This is a genomic window from Mesorhizobium sp. Arg314 (assembly GCF_053714275.1).
This window is the reverse complement of sequence record NZ_JBSKBP010000013.1, coordinates 136,119-152,254: the sequence shown is the minus strand read 5'-3', so window position 1 is coordinate 152,254 and position 16,136 is coordinate 136,119. Positions and strand designations below refer to the sequence as shown.

Sequence of the window (16,136 nt, the reverse complement as noted above, 5' to 3'; positions counted from 1 at the left end):
CTAAGGCTTGGCTGGATGCTCGACCGCCTGGCGACCAAAGTCCGGCACATCGATGTCCTGGCCGGCCTCGATGATCGAGCGGCGGATGGCGCGGGTACGGGTGAAGAGGTCGAACAGCTTTTCACCGTCGCCCCAGCGGATCGCCCGCTGCAGCGAGGCCAGATCCTCCGAGAAACGCGCCAGCATCTCCAGGATCGCGTCCTTGTTGTGCAGGCACACATCGCGCCACATGGTCGGATCGGAGGCGGCAAGACGCGTGAAATCGCGGAAACCGGATGCGGAGTATTTGATCACTTCGCTCTTGGTCACCGCTTCCAGGTCGTCGGCCGTGCCGACGATGTTGTAGGCGATGATATGCGGCAGATGCGAAACGATCGCCAAGGTCATGTCGTGATGCTGCGGATCCATCGTATCGATGTTGGAGCCGCAGCGCCGCCAGAATTCCGAAAGCTTCTCAAGCGCCGCGGGATCGGTGCCGGGCAGCGGCGTGAAGATGCACCAGCGGTTCTCGAAGAGATCGGCGAAGCCGGCATCGGGTCCGGACTTCTCCGTGCCGGCCAGCGGATGTCCGGGGATGAAGTGCACGCCTTCCGGCACGTGCGGCTGCATTTGCGCGATCACCGAGGCCTTGGTCGAGCCGACATCGGTGAGGATGGCGCCTTTCTTCAGCGCCGGCGCGATCTCGGCCGCGACCTCACCGGACGAGCCGACCGGCACCGAGACGATGACGAGGTCCGCGCCGCGCACGGCTTCGCTGGCGTCGGTGCTGTAGGAGTCGCCAAGGCCTAGCTCCTCGGCGCGCTTCAGCGTCGATGCGCTGCGCGTCGCAATCGCGATGTGGCGCGCCAGGCCCTCGCGGCGGATGATTCGGGCGAGCGACGAGCCGATCAGGCCGATGCCGACCAGCGCTATTTTCTCGAACATCGGTGATGCCATGGTGTTCTAGCTTTTCAGGAAGGTCTTGAGCGCGTCGATGACGCCGCGATTGGCCTCTTCGGTGCCGATGCTCATGCGCAGCGCATTGGGGAAACCGTAGCCGGTCACGCGGCGCAGGATGTAACCGCGCGCACTGAGATAATCGTCCGCTGCCGCCGCCGAATGCTTCCTGCCGTCGGGAAAGTGGATCAGCACGAAATTGCCGACGCTGGGCGTGACGCGCAGGCCGAGCCCGGTCAGCTCCGCGCTGAGCCAGGCCAGCCACTTCTCGTTATGCGCAACGCTGCGCTCGATATGGGCGCGGTCGCGGATCGCGGCGATGCCGGCCTCGATCGCGGTCGCGTTGACGTTGAAGGGGCCGCGCACGCGGTTGATCGCATCGACGATATGCGCCGGCCCATACATCCAGCCGATGCGCGCGCCGCCAAGGCCGAGCTTGGAGAAGGTGCGGGTCATCACCACGTTGTCGGAACTGCCGGCAAGCTCGATGCCGGCCTCATAGTCGTTGCGCCGCACATATTCGGCATAGGCCGCATCGAGCACCAGAAGCACGTCCTTCGGCAGGGCAGCGTGCAGCCGGCGTACTTCCTGGAACGGCACATAGGTGCCGGTCGGATTGTTGGGATTGGCGAGGAACACGATCCGCGTCGCCGGCGTCACCGCGGCAAGGATCGCGTCGATGTCGGCGCGCTCGTCGGTCTCCTTGACCGCGACAGGCTTGGCGCCGGCCGCCTGGATGTAGATCTTGTAGACCATGAAGGCGTGCTCGGTGAACACGGCCTCGTCGCCCGGCGCCAGATAAGTCTGCGCCAGCAGCCCCAGTATCTCGTCGGAGCCGTTGGAGCAGATGATGTTAGCCGGGTTGAGGCCATGCACCTCGGCGATCGCCTCGCGCAGCCGGCGGGCGGAGCCATCCGGATAAACATCCAGCTTTGCCGCAACCTCACGCGCGGCCTCGATCGCCTTCGGCGAAGGTCCGAGCGGATTTTCGTTCGACGACAGTTTGTAGACTTTCGTCACGCCGGCCGGCGCGGTGCTTTTTCCCGGCACATAGGCCTCGATGTCCATAATGCCCGCGCGGGGCGTCGGACGGGGCTGATCCTGCTTCATGTCACAAATCCGTCGAGAAGGCCTCTTCAAGGCCGCAGCGGAAATACAGGCCACAGGCTGGAATGTCGAGTGCCGGCGCTTGGCACCCGCGCCCGCCCGCGAGAAGGCTACCCGTTGACGAAGCGCGGCGCTGGTCCTAGAAGGTCTGCCAGACTTCCGTGGTGATTTGGCCGGTCGGCTTGCAGCCACGTTAAACAACTCGCTAAAGGGCCGTTTGCAACCTGTAACCGGCTTTGCGACGGCAATGCCGGTTTTTTGTTGTCCGCTGCCGGCCGGACACCGCATCGGGATGAGACCGATGCGGGACAGGATGAGGACGGACATGGCCGCTCAGCGCGCTGCAAGGACCAAGGACGAGGCCGACCATCCGTCGAGCCCGGTGCTGCAGTTCGGCCCCGACAAGCCGCTGAAGCTCGACGCCGGCACCTTGCTTTCGCCTTTCCAGGTCGCCTACCAGACCTACGGCACGCTCAACGACGCGCGCTCCAATGCCATCCTCGTCTGCCACGCGCTGACCGGCGACCAGCACGTCGCCAACACCAATCCGGTGACCGGCAAGCCGGGCTGGTGGGAGGTGCTGATCGGCCCCGGCAAGATCATCGACACCAACCGCTTCTTCGTGATCTGCTCCAACGTCGTCGGCGGCTGCCTCGGTTCGACCGGCCCGGCCTCGACCAATCCGGCGACCGGTAAGCCGTACGGCCTCGACCTGCCGATCATCACCATCCGCGACATGGTGCGCGCGCAGGCGATGCTGGTCGATCATTTCGGCATCGAAAAACTGTTTTGCGTGCTTGGCGGCTCGATGGGCGGCATGCAGGTGCTGGAATGGGCGGCCAGTCATTCGGAGCGCGTGTTCTGCGCCCTGCCGATCGCCACCGGCGCGCGCCATTCCTCGCAGAACATCGCCTTCCACGAGGTCGGCAGGCAGGCCGTCATGGCCGACCCGGACTGGCACGGCGGCAAATATCTCGATTTCGGCAAGCGCCCGGAAAAAGGGCTCGCCGTCGCGCGCATGGCCGCCCACATCACCTATCTTTCGGAAGCCGCGCTTCACCGCAAGTTCGGCCGCAACCTGCAGGACCGCGAGGCGCTGACCTTCGGCTTCGACGCCGATTTCCAGATCGAAAGCTATCTGCGCCATCAGGGCATGACCTTCGTCGACCGCTTCGACGCCAATTCCTACCTCTATCTGACCCGCGCGATGGACTATTTCGATCTTGCCGCAGATCACGGCGGGCGCCTCGCCGACGCTTTCGCCGGCACCAAGACGCGCTTCTGCCTCGTCTCCTTCACCAGCGACTGGCTGTTCCCGACCGAGGAGAGCCGCTCGATCGTGCATGCCTTGAACGCGGCGGGCGCTTCCGTCTCCTTCGTCGAGATCGAGACGGATCGCGGCCATGACGCCTTCCTGCTCGACGAGCCGGAGCTGTTCGCGGCCATCAACGGCTTCATCGCCTCCGCCGCCCGCGCCAGAGGGCTCGGCGCATGAGCGGCTCGCGATCGCCAATGCATGTCGCCCAGGAGCGCGCGGCGGTTCGGGGACAACGACATGCATCAAAACAAAAGCCGGAGGTGTCCCCATGAGCGTCAACCGCGCCCAGCGCGTCGACCTCGACGTCGTCACCGACCTCATTCCATCGAACTCGCGCGTGCTCGATGTCGGCTCGGGCGACGGCGTGCTTTTGGAGCTTTTGCAGGAGACCAAGCAGGTCGACGGCCGCGGCCTGGAACTGTCGCAGCGCGGCGTGAATGAATGCGTCGCGCGCGGCCTCTCGGTCATCCAGGGCGACGCCGACACCGATCTTGCATTCTACGCCGACAAGGGTTTCGACTTCGTCGTCCTGTCGCAGACGCTGCAGGCGACGCGCAACCCGAAGGTGGTGCTCGACCAGCTGCTCAGGATCGGCAACCGCGCCATCGTATCCTTCCCCAATTTCGGCCACTGGCGCGTGCGCTTTTCACTGCTGGTCAAGGGCAGGATGCCCGTCACCAAGGACCTGCCCTACTCCTGGTACGACACGCCCAACATCCACTTCTGCACCATCCGCGACTTCGTCAATCTGTGCGAGGAGCTCGGCGCGACCGTCGAGAAGGCTACCGCGCTCGACGACAACGGCCAGAAGATCGGCCTGAAGATGCCCTGGTGGTTCTGGAATTTCTTCGGCCAGCAGGCGGTGTTTTTGTTGAAACGCTGACGCCGCGGAGCGGCCCCACGAGCACAATGGTTCTCGCCGCTGGCCCTTGCCAGCGGACTTGCCCCGCCAAGGCGGAAACCCGATTGTGTTGCCATCAAACCGCAATACTGCGGAAAAGCCGCCAGTTCCGGCATTTCTTGGCGGGCGCGGCGTGACACAAGGGTGGCTTTTTTGTAGCGTCGGCCGCAAATCGGAGGTGGGAAACGAAGATAGGCGTCAGACCCCATCCGACAAACACCAGAACCGACCGGTAGCGGCGGCCCGATGTCGAGCGAAGACGTTCCGCTGATGACAGTGATCACGCCGACGCACAACCGGCGCAGCCAGGTAGTGCGCGCGGTGGAAAGCGTCCTGGCGCAGACATTCACCCGCTTCGAGCACATTGTTGTCGACGACGGTTCGACGGACGGGACAGCCGCCGCGCTCGCCGAAATCCGCGACACAAGGCTGATCTATGTCGGCGCCAAATGGCGCGGCGCCAATGCCGCGCGCAATGCGGGCATAGAGCGCGCGCGGGCGCCAGTGGTGACTTTCCTCGATTCGGACGACGTCTATCTGCCGGACCGGCTGGAGCGGACGCTGGCGCGCTTCGACGAGAACCCTTCGCTTGAGGTGCTGATCAGCTCCTTCCTGTCGGTGAAGGGCGGCCGCAGCACCAAATGCATCAATCGCAACGCCCTTCTCGACAAAAGCACGCTGCAGCGCGCCCTGGTCTTTCAGACGATCTTCATTGCCGGCTCGGCAATCACGGCCCGGCTCGGGTCGCTGCTCGCGATCGGCGGCTATGACAGCGACGTGACGCGCATGCAGGACCGCGAATTGCTGCTGCGCTTTGCCCGCCGCGGCGGCGCCCTTCTGTCCGAGGACATCGACTGGAAGAAGTACAATTCGGAGAATTCGATCTCCGGCCGCCGTGACGGCTATGTCGAGGCTTATGGCAATCTGATCGACAAGCATCCCTATATCGCCGACCGCTATCCCGACGTTCCGCCTTACATGATTGCGCGCCAGATCATCGCCGATATCCTCAAGGGCAGGTTGCCGCAGGCGTTTTCAGGCTATCATGCCAACCGGTCGTCCAAGTCGCTCGGCTACTCGCCGACCGAACTGGTGCGCGGCTATGTCGTCGGCCGGCGCTGGCGCCGCGACTGCTATGATGAGTTCCGTGCCAAGTACGGCGCCCGGCCAGCCTAAGCTTCAGAGGATACCTTCTTGCGGCGCGCCGCCGGAGGCGGCGGTTCGATCGCCCCGGCCCTGACCCGCGCGGGTTTCAGTGCCTGTGCGCCGGTATCCTTCACGATGTTCAGCGAGCGCGGGAAGAACTGAGTGTTGTGCAGGCCGCGGCCGATGTTGAGGATGGCGGCGTCGGGCAGCCGCGTCTGCAGCATCGCCAGCACCCGCCGCAGTGACGGGCCGTCGAACGCGTCCAGGGCTTCGTCGATGATCACCCATTTTGGTTTCCGCACGGCGATCCGGGCGAAAGCGAGCGCGCGTTGCTCATCGTCGCCCAGTTCGCGCTCCCAGCGCCCGCTGCGGTCGAGCGAAGATGACAGCCGTTCGAGGCCAACCTCGGCAAGCACCGCCGAAATTTCGGCATCGCTCACTGGCGCAGATCCGTTCGGATGGTCGAGGACCTCGCGCAGCGTGCCGGCCGGGAAATACGGAACGCGAGGCACGAAGATCGGGGTTTCTCCCGCTGGCAGGCCGATCAGTCCCCTTCCCCACGGCCACAGGCCGGCAATGGCGCGGAAGAACAATGTCTTGCCGGCGCCCGGTTCGCCAGTGATCATGACGCGCTCGCCGGCATGGATTTCGACATGCGGGTCTGCCAGCTTGGCACAGCCCTCCGGCGAGGCCACCTGGAGTTTTTCGAACGTCAGGCTGCCATTGGCGTTTTCCCCGAACTCGATGCGCTTTTCCGTGTCGTGCAGCACATCGGTTTCTTCCAGCGCGATGCGAAAATCGGCGACGCGCATCAGCGTTGCGCGCCAATCGGCGATGCTGCCGATGTTGTTGATGAACCAGCGCAGGGACGAATGAACCTGGTTGAAGGCGCCGACCGCCATCATCAACCCGCCGAAGCTGATGTTGCCCGAGAAATAGACCGGCGAAGCCACCAGGATGGGCGCCACCACCGTTATCCAGCCATAAGTATCGGTCACCCAGGACAGGTTGATCTGCGCGGTATAGATGCGCCGCATGGCGCCCAGCACCGTGCCGAGGTCAAGTTCGAGCCGGCGCCTGGCATCGGGCTCGCCATGGTAGAGCGCTATGGCATCGACGTTCTCGTTGACCCGCACCATGGAGGAGCGCAACTCCGCTTCGCGGGTATAGCGCTCGCTGTTGAGGCTGATGAGCGGGCGTCCAACCAGCCAGCTCAGCCAGGACGCGGTGCCGGCATAGAGGAAGGCGGCCCAGACCATGTAGCCCGGTATCGCCAATGACCAGCCGCCGACGAGGAACACAAAGCCGGAAGACAGCTCCCACAGCACGCCGATGAAGGAGACGAGCAGGATGAATGACTGCAGCAGGCCGACGCCGAGGTCCGTCGAAAGGTCCGACAGATGCGCCGCATCCTGCTGCATGCGCTGGTCGGGATTGACGCCGATGGCGCCGGCATTGGCCAGCCGGAAGGCCCGCGCCGGAAGCATCCATTGATCGATCAGGTCCAGCGTCAGCGCCTCGCGCAGCCTCAAGCGGATCATCTGGTTAAGCCAGGTCTGGCCGATATTGAGCACCAGAAGTCCGCCGGCAATGGCCGCAAAGACCAGAAGCTGGTGCAGGAAGTCCGCCATGTCGCGCCGGGCCAGCGCATCGTAGAAAGGCTGGTTCCAGCGGTTGAGCAGAACCTGTCCGATCGAGGTTGCGACGATGACCGCGACAATACCGATCGAGACCCAGGCAAGCTGCCTGCGCACCGGCGAGGACTTCAGCCCCCGCTTGATCGTCGCCACCTGGTCGGCGAGGCTGCTCGCCTCGACCGAGACAGCGGCATTTTGCGGGCCCGGCTTTTTATCGGTCTGGTCTTCCATGGGGGAATTTCCTGATTTCCGCAGCGGTCACCAATACCGCGCCTGGCGAGCATTTCTCAGATCGAGCTTTCCTCAGATAGGGTGACGATCGCTGCGCGATGCAAGGCGCGGTCGCGATCACGAACGCGTCACTTGGCCAGGCGCGGCATCGGCCGCCTGCCGGCCGAGCCGTGTCGCGCCCTGCGGCGAGAAGACCGGCACGAAGACGCGGCGCGAGGCGCGCTGCGCGACCGGCACGCCCTGGTAGAGGCGCTTCTGCGCCTCTACAACGATGACGCCGGAAAAGATCGGCCAGAACCGACGGCCGGCCCGCTCCAGCACATTGTGGAACCGCATCATGAAACGCCGCGGCGACGGCGGGAAGAACAGCGCATCGCTCCATGTCGCCGGGGTGAAATTCGCCTCGCGCAGCAATTCGGTAAGCTGGCCGCGCGAGAACGGCCGGCCGTTGCCGAACGGCGTGTGCTCGAACCGCGCCCAGACGCCGCGCCGGTTGGGCACGACGATGACGACACGGCCCGCCGGCGACAGCACGCGCCAGATCTCGTTCAGCGTCTCGCGCGGGTTTTCGGCATGTTCGAGCGAATGCACCAGGAGCACGCGGTCGATGCAGGAATCGACCAGCGGCAGTTCCTCGTCGAACACCAGCGCCGTCGCCGTCGGCCCCGACGCCGGCCACACCACGGCGCCCTGCGTCGCCGGCATGAAGGCGAAGACGCGCTCGGCATCGGTGCCGAAGCGCTCCAGCCAAGGCAGCGTATAGCCGAGGCCGACCAGCCGCTCGTTGGGAACGGTTGCCCATATGGACGACAGCGCCATGGTGATCGAATGCTCGGCCAGGCGCCCAAGCGTGGTCGAGTAGAAGGAGCGCAGATCGACGATATCCGAATGCATGCGCGCGACGGTAGCCGCGATGCATGCCAAGTTCAACAAAGGCAGATGACATCGGCGGCCTGCGGCCCTATGTCTGCGGCGATAACGGAGAAAGATGCCGATGGCCGTCGAGATCGAGCAGTTCATGTGCCGCACCGACAATTTCGGCGTGCTGGTTCACGATCCCAAAAGCGGGCAGACGGCGATCATCGACGCGCCGGAAGAGGCGCCGATCCTGGCGGCGATCAAGCGCACCGGCTGGACGCCGACATTGATCCTGACCACGCACATCATACCGATCATGTCGAAGCCAATCTGGCGCTGAAGGAACGCTTCAAGCTGCGCATCGTCGGCCCCGAAGCCGAGAAGGCAAAGATTCCCGGCCTCGATGAGATGGTCAGCCAAGGCTCGGTCGTGCGCCTCGGCGAGGAAAGGATCGAGGTCATCGAGACGCCCGGTCATACCGCCGGCCACGTCTCCTACCATCTGCCGGCCTCGAAGGTGGCCTTCACCGCCGACACGCTGTTTGCGCTGGGTTGCGGCCGCCTGTTCGAATGCAAGCCGCCGGTGATGTATGAATCGCTGAAGAAGCTGGCGGCGCTGCCGGCGGAAACCGCCATCTATTGCGGCCACGAATACACTTTGGCCAATGCCCGCTTTGCGGTGACGGTCGACCCGAGCAACCCCGCGCTGAAGCAGCGCGCGGCAAGGATCGAAGCGCTGCGCGCCGCCAACAAGCCGACGCTGCCGACGACCCTCGGCGAGGAATTGTCGACCAATCCGTTCCTGCGCTGGCACGACCCTGCGATCCGCAAGCATCTCGCCATGGAGAAGGCCTCGGACGCCGAGGTGTTTGCCGAGATCCGCAAGCGCAAGGACAATTTCTGATGCATGTCGCCCAAAAGTGTGCAGCGGTTTTGGGATAACGACATGCATCAAGACAAAGAATGCGAATGACCACCAGCGCCGCCGGGATCATCGCAACGCTAGGTCTTCAGCCGCATCCCGAGGGCGGCTGGTACGCCGAGACGTTTCGCGACGCCGCGGGCGGCTCACGCGGTCATTCGACCGCGATCTACTTCCTGCTCGAGCAGAGCCAGCTTTCGGCCTGGCATCGGGTGAAGGACGCGGCCGAGGTCTGGCACTTTTATGCCGGCGCGCCGCTGGCGCTGTCGATGCATGAGGAAGGTTCAGGCAACGTCATCGAGCAGTTGCTGGGCACAGCCCTTGCCACGGGCGAGCGGCCGCAGATCGTCGTGCCGGCCGGCTGGTGGCAGTCGGCGCGCAGCCTTGGCGAATGGACACTGGTCGGCTGCACTGTGGCGCCGGGCTTCGACTTCGCCGCCTTCGAGCTGGCCGAGCCTGATTGGCGACCGAAAGCATGATCCCGAACCAAAGGTCAGCGAAAGCAAGAAGTGGTTACCGGAAGATCATGCGCAATCCGAAAAGGCCTAAGCCAGCAAAATTCCCAGCGTGATCGCCAGCTGGGCGGCGTAGTAAAGCAGCCAGACCGCGTAGCGCATCCACACACGATGCGGCGAGATCGCCGCGAGCAGGAAGCGCTCGGCCGCCAGCAGCCCATCCGAAGCGATGAACAGCACCGCGCCGGCGATCACCCAGGCGTTGCCGGTGGTGAGCGCCGAAATGCCCGTGGCGAGGATCGCCGCGACATAGACGGCGATCGGGACGCGCAATTGCGGGCCGACGCGGCGCCAGAGCGCGGCAAGCATGACGATGCCGAATGCGGCCATGGCCAGGGCGATCACGCCCCGCCAGGCTTCGGCGCTCAACAGGTCGAGCCCGCCGCCTGCCCGCACAAAAAGCGCGACATAGACGAAGTGGGCGGCGAGGAAGCTCGCCAGCCCGCCGAGAAAGGCCTTTTCGCCGTCACGCGACAGGAAGGCGTCACCGACGGCGCTTAAGCCCAGCGCGGCGACGAGCAGCAGCGGACCGCCCTGCATGGCGGCAAGCACGGCCAGGAAAGCGACGGCAAGCGTTTTTGCCGCCGTGCGCGTCAGCTTCTGCGGCATGTCGAGCGCAAAGGCGTAGATCACGGCCGCGACAAACGAAAACAAAAGCGTCGCATTGGCGTTGGCCTCGATGCCGCCCGGAAACGGCATCATGCGTTCACCTCTTTGGCCGCCGGCTTGCGCATCAGCAGCGACTTCGCAGCCAGCGCCGCGCCGCCGGTGATGAGCACACAGGCGGCGAGAACGCGCAGCGACGGCTCGGCGACGCCGGCAGCAATCAGCACCAGCGTCGACAAAAGCGGCGCGGCATAGCTCGCGGCACCCAGCACCTGGATGTTGCCGCGCTTGACGCCGATGTCCCAGGCATAGAAGGCCGCGCCCACCGGCATCAGGCCGAGCCCGATGACGGCCAGCCACTGGCCGGGACCGTCCGGCAGCACGGTCTTCTCAAGCAGCAGATGGCAGGCCAGCGAAAGCGCCGACGTCGCCGCGCAGAACCAGGTGACGATCGAGGTCGGCACCGAGGGGAAACGCCGTGACAGCAGCGAATAGGACGACCACAAAAGCGCGCAGACGGCCGCCATCGCATAACCGAAAGCATAACGCGCATCGAAGGCCAGTCCGCCACCCTTGGTGACGATCAGGAAGGTGCCGGCGAGGCCGAGCAGCGCACCGACGACGTGGTTCCAGGCAAGCCGCTCGCCCGGCATCAGCGCCGAGCCGAGTACGATCAGCAGCGGCCACAGATAGGCGATCAGGCTCGCCTCGACCGCTGGCGCGTTGCGCAGCGCCGTGAAGTAGAAGAAATGATAGCCGAACAGCCCGGCTATGCCGATCACCCAGACTTGGCGAGGGATCTTCTCACTCTTGTCGGCGGCCGGCATCACCAGCCGCGCCGCCAGGCCGACACAGGTGCCGATCGCAAACGTGATGGCCGACAGCAGGAACGGCGGCACCTGCCCGGAAGCGTCGGTGAGCAGCGCCAGCAGCGCCCACATGGCGACCGCCGAGAATCCGATCAGTGTTGCGCGCCCCATCGATTCCCCCCGGCGCGCGGGTGGCGCCTAATCTACCGCTTCGAACCGTCCGGCGCTGATGGTCAGCGGACCGATCTGGGTCCCGACCGTGGCGCGGATCGGCGCATATACGCCGGATTGGCCGACCGGTGCAAACGTCACCAGCATTCGGCTCTTGTTCTTGAGGAAGTTCAGCGCCTTGCGGCCCTTGCGATAGCCTGCCACCGGCTCGAAGCCCATCTTGCAGGTCACCGTGTCGCCCTTGTAGCCCGGCACGGAGATCGAACCCTTGGAGGCATAGGTCAGGGTCAGGTCGGCGCGCATTTCGCCGTCATAGAACTTGACCGTGCGTCCGCAGACCTTGTCCAGGCTGTCGGCATGGATGACGGTCGCCGCCATCGGATCGAGCACCGATTTCAGGTCTGCGCCGCCGAGCGGCACCCAGCTCGTCGGATCGCGCTTGCCTGGCGCCGGAACGACTTGCGTGGAGGTGACCGCGCCGTTGCTGAAGCGGATGTCGACCATCGAGGCCTTCTTGCCGGACGTGTAGTCGGCCCTGAATGCCTGCGGCGTCATCTGCTTTCCGGAAATGGTGCCTTTCGACGAAATCGTGCCTTTCGTGTCGTCGAACAGCCTGCCGAGGCCGGCGGCCGAGACGGTGCCGTTGATGGCGTAGCTGCCGCCTTCGTAACGGCTGGAAAAAGTCGCCCTGGCGATCGAAAGGCCGAGATACGAGACCGTATATTCGCCCTTGAAGGACTGTGGCGCCGCGGCGGCGAAGCTTGTTGCCGGCACGGCGAGGGCCAGCAGGGCGGCAAATGCATGAGATGGACGGAGCATGGCGGCTGGCGAATCCCTGGCGGTTCGGCCGGAACGCGGAGGCTCCAGCCTGGCATATCCCTTCGCGATGGGCTTATAATGTGAAATCCGGCCTTTATATGGAGCGTGCCCGAGCCGGCCACGTGCCGGAGCTTGACGCAGTGGTGAAATGCCACTATGGAACGCCAACTTTTCCAAAGGCCGCCTGACCGAGACCGCGCGCCGCCTGGCGCGGGCAGAATGGTTTGGCAGGTTTAGAAACTGAAGGTAGACAAGATGTCCCGCACCTGCGAACTCACTGCCAAGGCAGTCCAGACCGGCAACAATGTGAGCCACGCCAACAACAAGACCAAGCGTCGCTTCCTGCCGAACCTGGTCAACGTGACGCTGATTTCCGAAGCGCTGAACCAGAACGTTCGCCTGCGCATTTCGGCCAACGCGCTGCGTTCGGTCGAGCACCGCGGCGGCCTCGACGCCTTCCTGGCCAAGGCCGACGTCAAGGAACTGTCGCAGCGCGCTCGTCTGCTCAAGAAGCAGATCGCCAAGAAGCTTGCCGAGCAGCCGGCCGCTTAAGCAGCATTCAGGCGGGGGACGACCGCCTCGAGCACCGGCTCAAACCGGGGCTCGAAATAAGAGCGAGCGTCGACACGACGCTCCGCTGGTTCCATTACCCAGGATAAAAAAATGAACTTCCTTACGCGATACCTGCCCTTCGTGGCCGCCATGGCGCTTGTCGTCGTGGCGTCGAATATCCTCGTGCAGTTCCCGATGCAGGGCCAGGTCGGCGGGCTGTCGCTGGCGGACCTGCTCACCTGGGGCGCGTTCACCTATCCATTCTCCTTCCTGGTCACCGACCTTGCCAACCGCCGCTACGGCCCGGCTGTGGCGCGCAAGGTGGTGTTCGTCGGCTTCATGGCGGCGGTGACCTGCTCGATCCTGATCCCGCCGTTCCTGTTCCGCCACGGACTGATCGAGTTCGAGACCGCCGCCGATCGGCTGGTACGTATCGCCGCGGCTTCCGGCGCGGCCTTCCTGACCGCGCAGCTGCTCGACGTCACCGTCTTCAACCGGCTGCGCCGGCAGAGCTGGTGGCGCGCGCCGATCGTCGGCACGCTGGTCGGCTCGGTATTCGACACCGTCGTTTTCTTCGGCGTCGCCTTCTCCGCCGCCTTCGCCTTTGCCGGTCCCAATGACAGTTTCGCGCTGGAGACCGCGCCGCTGCTGGGCATGCTGCCGGTCGAGACGATGCGCTGGGTCTCCTGGGCGCTTGGCGATCTTTCGGTAAAGCTGATCATCGCCGTCGTGGCGCTGATCCCCTACCGGCTGCTCGCCGCGCGCTGGAGCCAGCCGGCCGTCGCGGTTTAACCATGATCCCGCAAAGTGGAGCGCGGTTTGCGGAGAAGATCATGGTCAGGCGAAGAGCTGGCCCTTGATCCCCTGGGTTCAGCTTGATTCGGCCCGCACGCCTGATGGCGGCCAGGAACTTCGCCTGAAGCAGCGCGGCACCGAATTCTCGATCATGCTGGGCACCAATGAGCTGATGAACAGCCGCCTCAGCGGCTCCGAAGAGGCTCTCGCCAGGCTTTCCTGCGAGCGGATCGCCGGCCGCAAGCGGCCAAGGATCCTCATCGGCGGGCTCGGCATGGGCTTCACCTTGCGCGCCGCTCTCGCGGTGCTCGATGGCGACGCTGCCGTCACCGTTGCCGAACTTGTCCCCGCGGTCGTCGCCTGGGCGCGCGGCCCGATGTCCAGGATCTTCGACGGCTGCCTCGACGATCCCCGCGTCACTATTCGCGAGGCTGACGTCGGTCAGCTGATAAGGACGGAGAAAGCCGCCTGGGACGCCGTATTGCTCGACGTCGACAATGGTCCCGAAGGCATCGTCTACAAAGGCAATGATTCTCTCTATGACGCGGCCGGCCTGACAGCCGCTCGTGCCGCATTGAAGCCCGGCGGCGTTCTGGCGGTCTGGTCGCAGGGGCCGGACAGCCGCTTCACCCGGCGGCTGAAGCAGGCCGGCTTGGCGGTCGAGGAGATCAACACGCGGGCCCACGGCGGGCGCGGTGCCCGCCACGTGATATGGATCGCAGCCAAGACGTTGTGATCCGGATCTCAGCCAACGGACGCTGATCTTGCCGGCAGCTCGTGTTCCACTGCAGCCAATTGGCCGCGGCCTGACGCTTTCGGCCGCAGGATTCCGCGGCGGCTTTACGCTTTGTTACGGCTGATGGTGGAGGATCGCGGAAGTTCCCTCAGGGCATTGCTACATGACCGTGCAAGGCACCGGTTGGAAAAATGAACTCCTGCTTGCGTTATGCGCCACCCTGGTGGTGCTGACGATCAACGCGGTTTCCGGCTTTCCGACGCTTGCCGACTATGGCGCCGACAACGACAGCATGTTGCGGCTGGTCGAGGTCCGCGACCTGCTTGGCGGCCAGGGCTGGTTCGACCTCCATCAATACAGGATGGGCACCTCCGGCGGCTTCCTCATGCACTGGTCGCGGCTGGTGGACACGCCGCTCGCGCTGATCATCATGGCCTTCGATGCGCTGGGCGCCAGCCCCGCCATCGCCGAACGCGCCGCCCAGATCATCTGGCCGACCTTGCTCTACGGGTTGACCATATTCGTGCTCATGCGCGCCTCGCGGCGCTTCGCCGGCACGAATGTGGCGATGCCGGCAGTCATCCTGTCGACGGCGGCGCTTTTCTTCCTGGTGATCTACAGCCCGGGCGTGATCGATCACCACAACGTCCAGCTGCTGCTGACGGCGACAAGCCTCTGGCTTCTGATGGAGGCGCCCTCCTGGCGGCCTGCTGCCCTTCTGTCAGGCATTTGCTCCGGCCTGACGCTCGCCGTCGGCATGGAGACAGCTCCCTATGTGGCGGTACTCGGCATCTGTGCCGCGGTTCTGTTCATCCTCGACGACAAGGAGCGCGTCACGGCCCGCGGCTTCGGCCTCGGATTTGCCGTCGTCGCCTTCCTGGTGTTCGTGGCGACCGTCCGGCCGGCCGACTGGGGCGTGGCCCAGTGCGACGCCTTCTCGTCCTTTCAGTTCGCGGTTGCCGCACTTTCCGGCTTCGGCCTGGCGATTGCCAGCACGTCGACCGCATCGACGGCCCGGACGCGGCTTGTTTCAATGCTGGGGTTGGCGGCGGTGGTCGCGGCCGTTGTGATCGTGCTTTTCCCGCAATGCCTGGCGTCGCCCTATGCGGGCATGGACGAGCGTATCCGCACCTATTGGCTGGGCGACGTGGTCGAAGCGCAGCCCTTCTGGAGCGTCGCCATCCACCAGCCGAAGCTGATGGCGTCGCGCTATGTGACGCCCTTCATCGCGATCCTCCTGATCGGCTTTCAGCTCCGAACCCGTCGCCTGCGCCGCGAGGAGATGCTCGCCGCCGTCCTGCTCGTCGTCGCCTTCGGCGTCAGCCTCTGGCAGGTGCGCGGCTCGACCTTCTCGGTCGCCTTCGCCGTGCTGCCGCTCTCGGCCTGGATTGCGAAAATCCGACTGCGGGCGGACGCCACGCCCTCATGGCGCATCTCCACCGGCATTGTCATGGCGTGGCTGGTCTCGCTCAACGCGACCTGGGCCGGTGTGGCGGTGGCGGCACAGTCCGTGGTCCAGAAGGCGCCGCAGCGGATCAATTCCGATCCCGACCATGCCGTGACCTGTGGCAAGCCGGCCGACTTCCGCGATCTTGCCGCCATGCCGGCGACGACGGTGCTTGCCTCGTCCAATCTCGGTTCGGGAATATTGGTGTTCACCGGCCACCGGGCGCTGGCCGGCCCTTATCACCGCAATATCGGCGGCAACCTTGCCATGCTCGACGCGTTCTTGGGAACGCCGGACGCCGCCCGCGCCGTCATCGAGCACGAGCATGTGGGACTGATCGCGATCTGTCGCGGCAACACGGAAGAGACATCGCTGGCTCTGGACGCGCCAAAGGGTCTTGCGGCGGAGCTGCTGCGGGGCGAAGTGCCGGAATGGCTCGAACTGGACCGCTCGACCGCAGGAAAGCCGATCGAGATCTACAAGGTTCGCTGAATATCGGCCTGGGGCCATATCAGCATCGTCGACGGCGCCCCTTTCACACACTCGCTTAGCGCCCATACATCTTCACTTCGTGATGTAGAAAACCGCGATCGAAATCAGTCCGGTGGATCGTTGCAATCCAGCCTGTGCT

The 16,136-nt window shown here is 64.8% G+C and carries 15 protein-coding genes, 1 pseudogene and 1 riboswitch; of the genes and pseudogenes, 9 read left to right on the top strand and 7 right to left on the bottom strand.

Features of this window, described 5'->3' with window-relative positions; translation table 11 throughout:
- Entirely contained in the window at window positions 1-936 is a 936-nt protein-coding gene (locus ACWGS9_RS16520) for a prephenate/arogenate dehydrogenase family protein (protein ID WP_454506249.1), read from the bottom strand.
- 6 nt (window positions 937-942) lie between these two features.
- Window positions 943-2,046 carry a histidinol-phosphate transaminase gene (gene hisC, locus ACWGS9_RS16515; RefSeq protein WP_454506248.1) on the bottom strand — a complete coding sequence of 368 codons (1,104 nt, stop codon included), beginning with the start codon at window positions 2,044-2,046 and terminating at the stop codon, window positions 943-945.
- A 148-nt stretch (window positions 2,047-2,194) separates the two neighbouring features.
- A riboswitch (SAM riboswitch) is annotated at window positions 2,195-2,272 on the top strand.
- 96 nt (window positions 2,273-2,368) lie between these two features.
- Between hisC and metX the strand changes: the two genes are divergently transcribed.
- The 3 genes from metX (at window position 2,369) to ACWGS9_RS16500 (ending at window position 5,438) form a co-directional block, all read left to right on the top strand.
- Entirely contained in the window at window positions 2,369-3,538 is a 1,170-nt protein-coding gene (gene metX, locus ACWGS9_RS16510; protein WP_454506247.1) for a homoserine O-acetyltransferase MetX, read from the top strand.
- 91 nt (window positions 3,539-3,629) lie between these two features.
- Entirely contained in the window at window positions 3,630-4,244 is a 615-nt protein-coding gene (metW, locus tag ACWGS9_RS16505) for a methionine biosynthesis protein MetW (protein WP_454506246.1), read from the top strand.
- 264 nt (window positions 4,245-4,508) lie between these two features.
- Window positions 4,509-5,438 (top strand): glycosyltransferase family 2 protein, encoded by a 930-nt coding sequence (locus ACWGS9_RS16500; RefSeq protein ID WP_454506245.1) that lies wholly within the window; start codon window positions 4,509-4,511, stop codon window positions 5,436-5,438.
- On the opposite strand, the gene ACWGS9_RS16495 is transcribed toward ACWGS9_RS16500, so the two are convergent.
- A complete protein-coding gene (locus ACWGS9_RS16495) occupies window positions 5,435-7,276 on the bottom strand; it encodes an ABC transporter ATP-binding protein/permease (protein WP_454506244.1) in 1,842 nt (613 codons plus the stop codon). The two genes, ACWGS9_RS16500 and ACWGS9_RS16495, sit on opposite strands and share 4 nt — an antisense overlap.
- 117 nt (window positions 7,277-7,393) lie before the next feature.
- Window positions 7,394-8,170 (bottom strand): class I SAM-dependent methyltransferase, encoded by a 777-nt coding sequence (locus tag ACWGS9_RS16490; protein ID WP_454506243.1) that lies wholly within the window; start codon window positions 8,168-8,170, stop codon window positions 7,394-7,396.
- 100 nt (window positions 8,171-8,270) lie between these two features.
- Here ACWGS9_RS16490 and gloB point away from each other — a divergent pair.
- Window positions 8,271-9,037 (top strand): annotated as a pseudogene (gene gloB, locus ACWGS9_RS16485) (hydroxyacylglutathione hydrolase).
- A 65-nt stretch (window positions 9,038-9,102) separates the two neighbouring features.
- Window positions 9,103-9,534 carry a cupin domain-containing protein gene (locus ACWGS9_RS16480; RefSeq protein ID WP_454506242.1) on the top strand — a complete coding sequence of 144 codons (432 nt, stop codon included), beginning with the start codon at window positions 9,103-9,105 and terminating at the stop codon, window positions 9,532-9,534.
- A gap of 66 nt (window positions 9,535-9,600) precedes the next feature.
- Here the strand turns inward: ACWGS9_RS16480 and ACWGS9_RS16475 are convergent, their stop codons facing one another.
- Genes ACWGS9_RS16475 through ACWGS9_RS16465 form a run of 3 tightly spaced genes read right to left on the bottom strand, consistent with a single transcriptional unit; the run spans window position 9,601 to window position 11,975 of the window.
- Window positions 9,601-10,272: a lysoplasmalogenase family protein gene (locus ACWGS9_RS16475; RefSeq protein WP_454506241.1), complete on the bottom strand. Its 672-nt coding sequence runs from the start codon at window positions 10,270-10,272 to the stop codon at window positions 9,601-9,603.
- Window positions 10,269-11,156: an aromatic amino acid exporter YddG gene (gene yddG / locus ACWGS9_RS16470; protein ID WP_454506240.1), complete on the bottom strand. Its 888-nt coding sequence runs from the start codon at window positions 11,154-11,156 to the stop codon at window positions 10,269-10,271. Before yddG ends, ACWGS9_RS16475 begins: the two co-directional genes overlap by 4 nt.
- Window positions 11,157-11,183: 27 nt before the next feature.
- Window positions 11,184-11,975, bottom strand: a complete 792-nt coding sequence (locus ACWGS9_RS16465; RefSeq protein WP_454506239.1) for a DUF3108 domain-containing protein — start codon at window positions 11,973-11,975, stop codon at window positions 11,184-11,186.
- A gap of 255 nt (window positions 11,976-12,230) precedes the next feature.
- Here ACWGS9_RS16465 and rpmB point away from each other — a divergent pair, with 255 nt between their 5' ends.
- The 4 genes from rpmB to ACWGS9_RS16445 all read left to right on the top strand — a co-directional run bounded on the left by rpmB (window position 12,231) and on the right by ACWGS9_RS16445 (window position 15,997).
- Complete coding sequence (rpmB, locus tag ACWGS9_RS16460) at window positions 12,231-12,527, top strand: 50S ribosomal protein L28 (protein WP_027167505.1); 297 nt, start codon at window positions 12,231-12,233, stop codon at window positions 12,525-12,527.
- Window positions 12,528-12,638: 111 nt separating this feature from the next.
- Window positions 12,639-13,319, top strand: coding sequence for a queuosine precursor transporter (locus tag ACWGS9_RS16455; RefSeq protein ID WP_454506238.1), 681 nt, complete (start codon window positions 12,639-12,641; stop codon window positions 13,317-13,319).
- Between the two features lie 64 nt (window positions 13,320-13,383).
- Complete coding sequence (locus ACWGS9_RS16450; protein WP_454506237.1) at window positions 13,384-14,058, top strand: polyamine aminopropyltransferase; 675 nt, start codon at window positions 13,384-13,386, stop codon at window positions 14,056-14,058.
- 163 nt (window positions 14,059-14,221) lie between these two features.
- A complete protein-coding gene (locus ACWGS9_RS16445) occupies window positions 14,222-15,997 on the top strand; it encodes a GtrA family protein (RefSeq protein ID WP_454506236.1) in 1,776 nt (591 codons plus the stop codon).
- The last annotated feature ends 139 nt before the right edge of the window (window positions 15,998-16,136 follow it).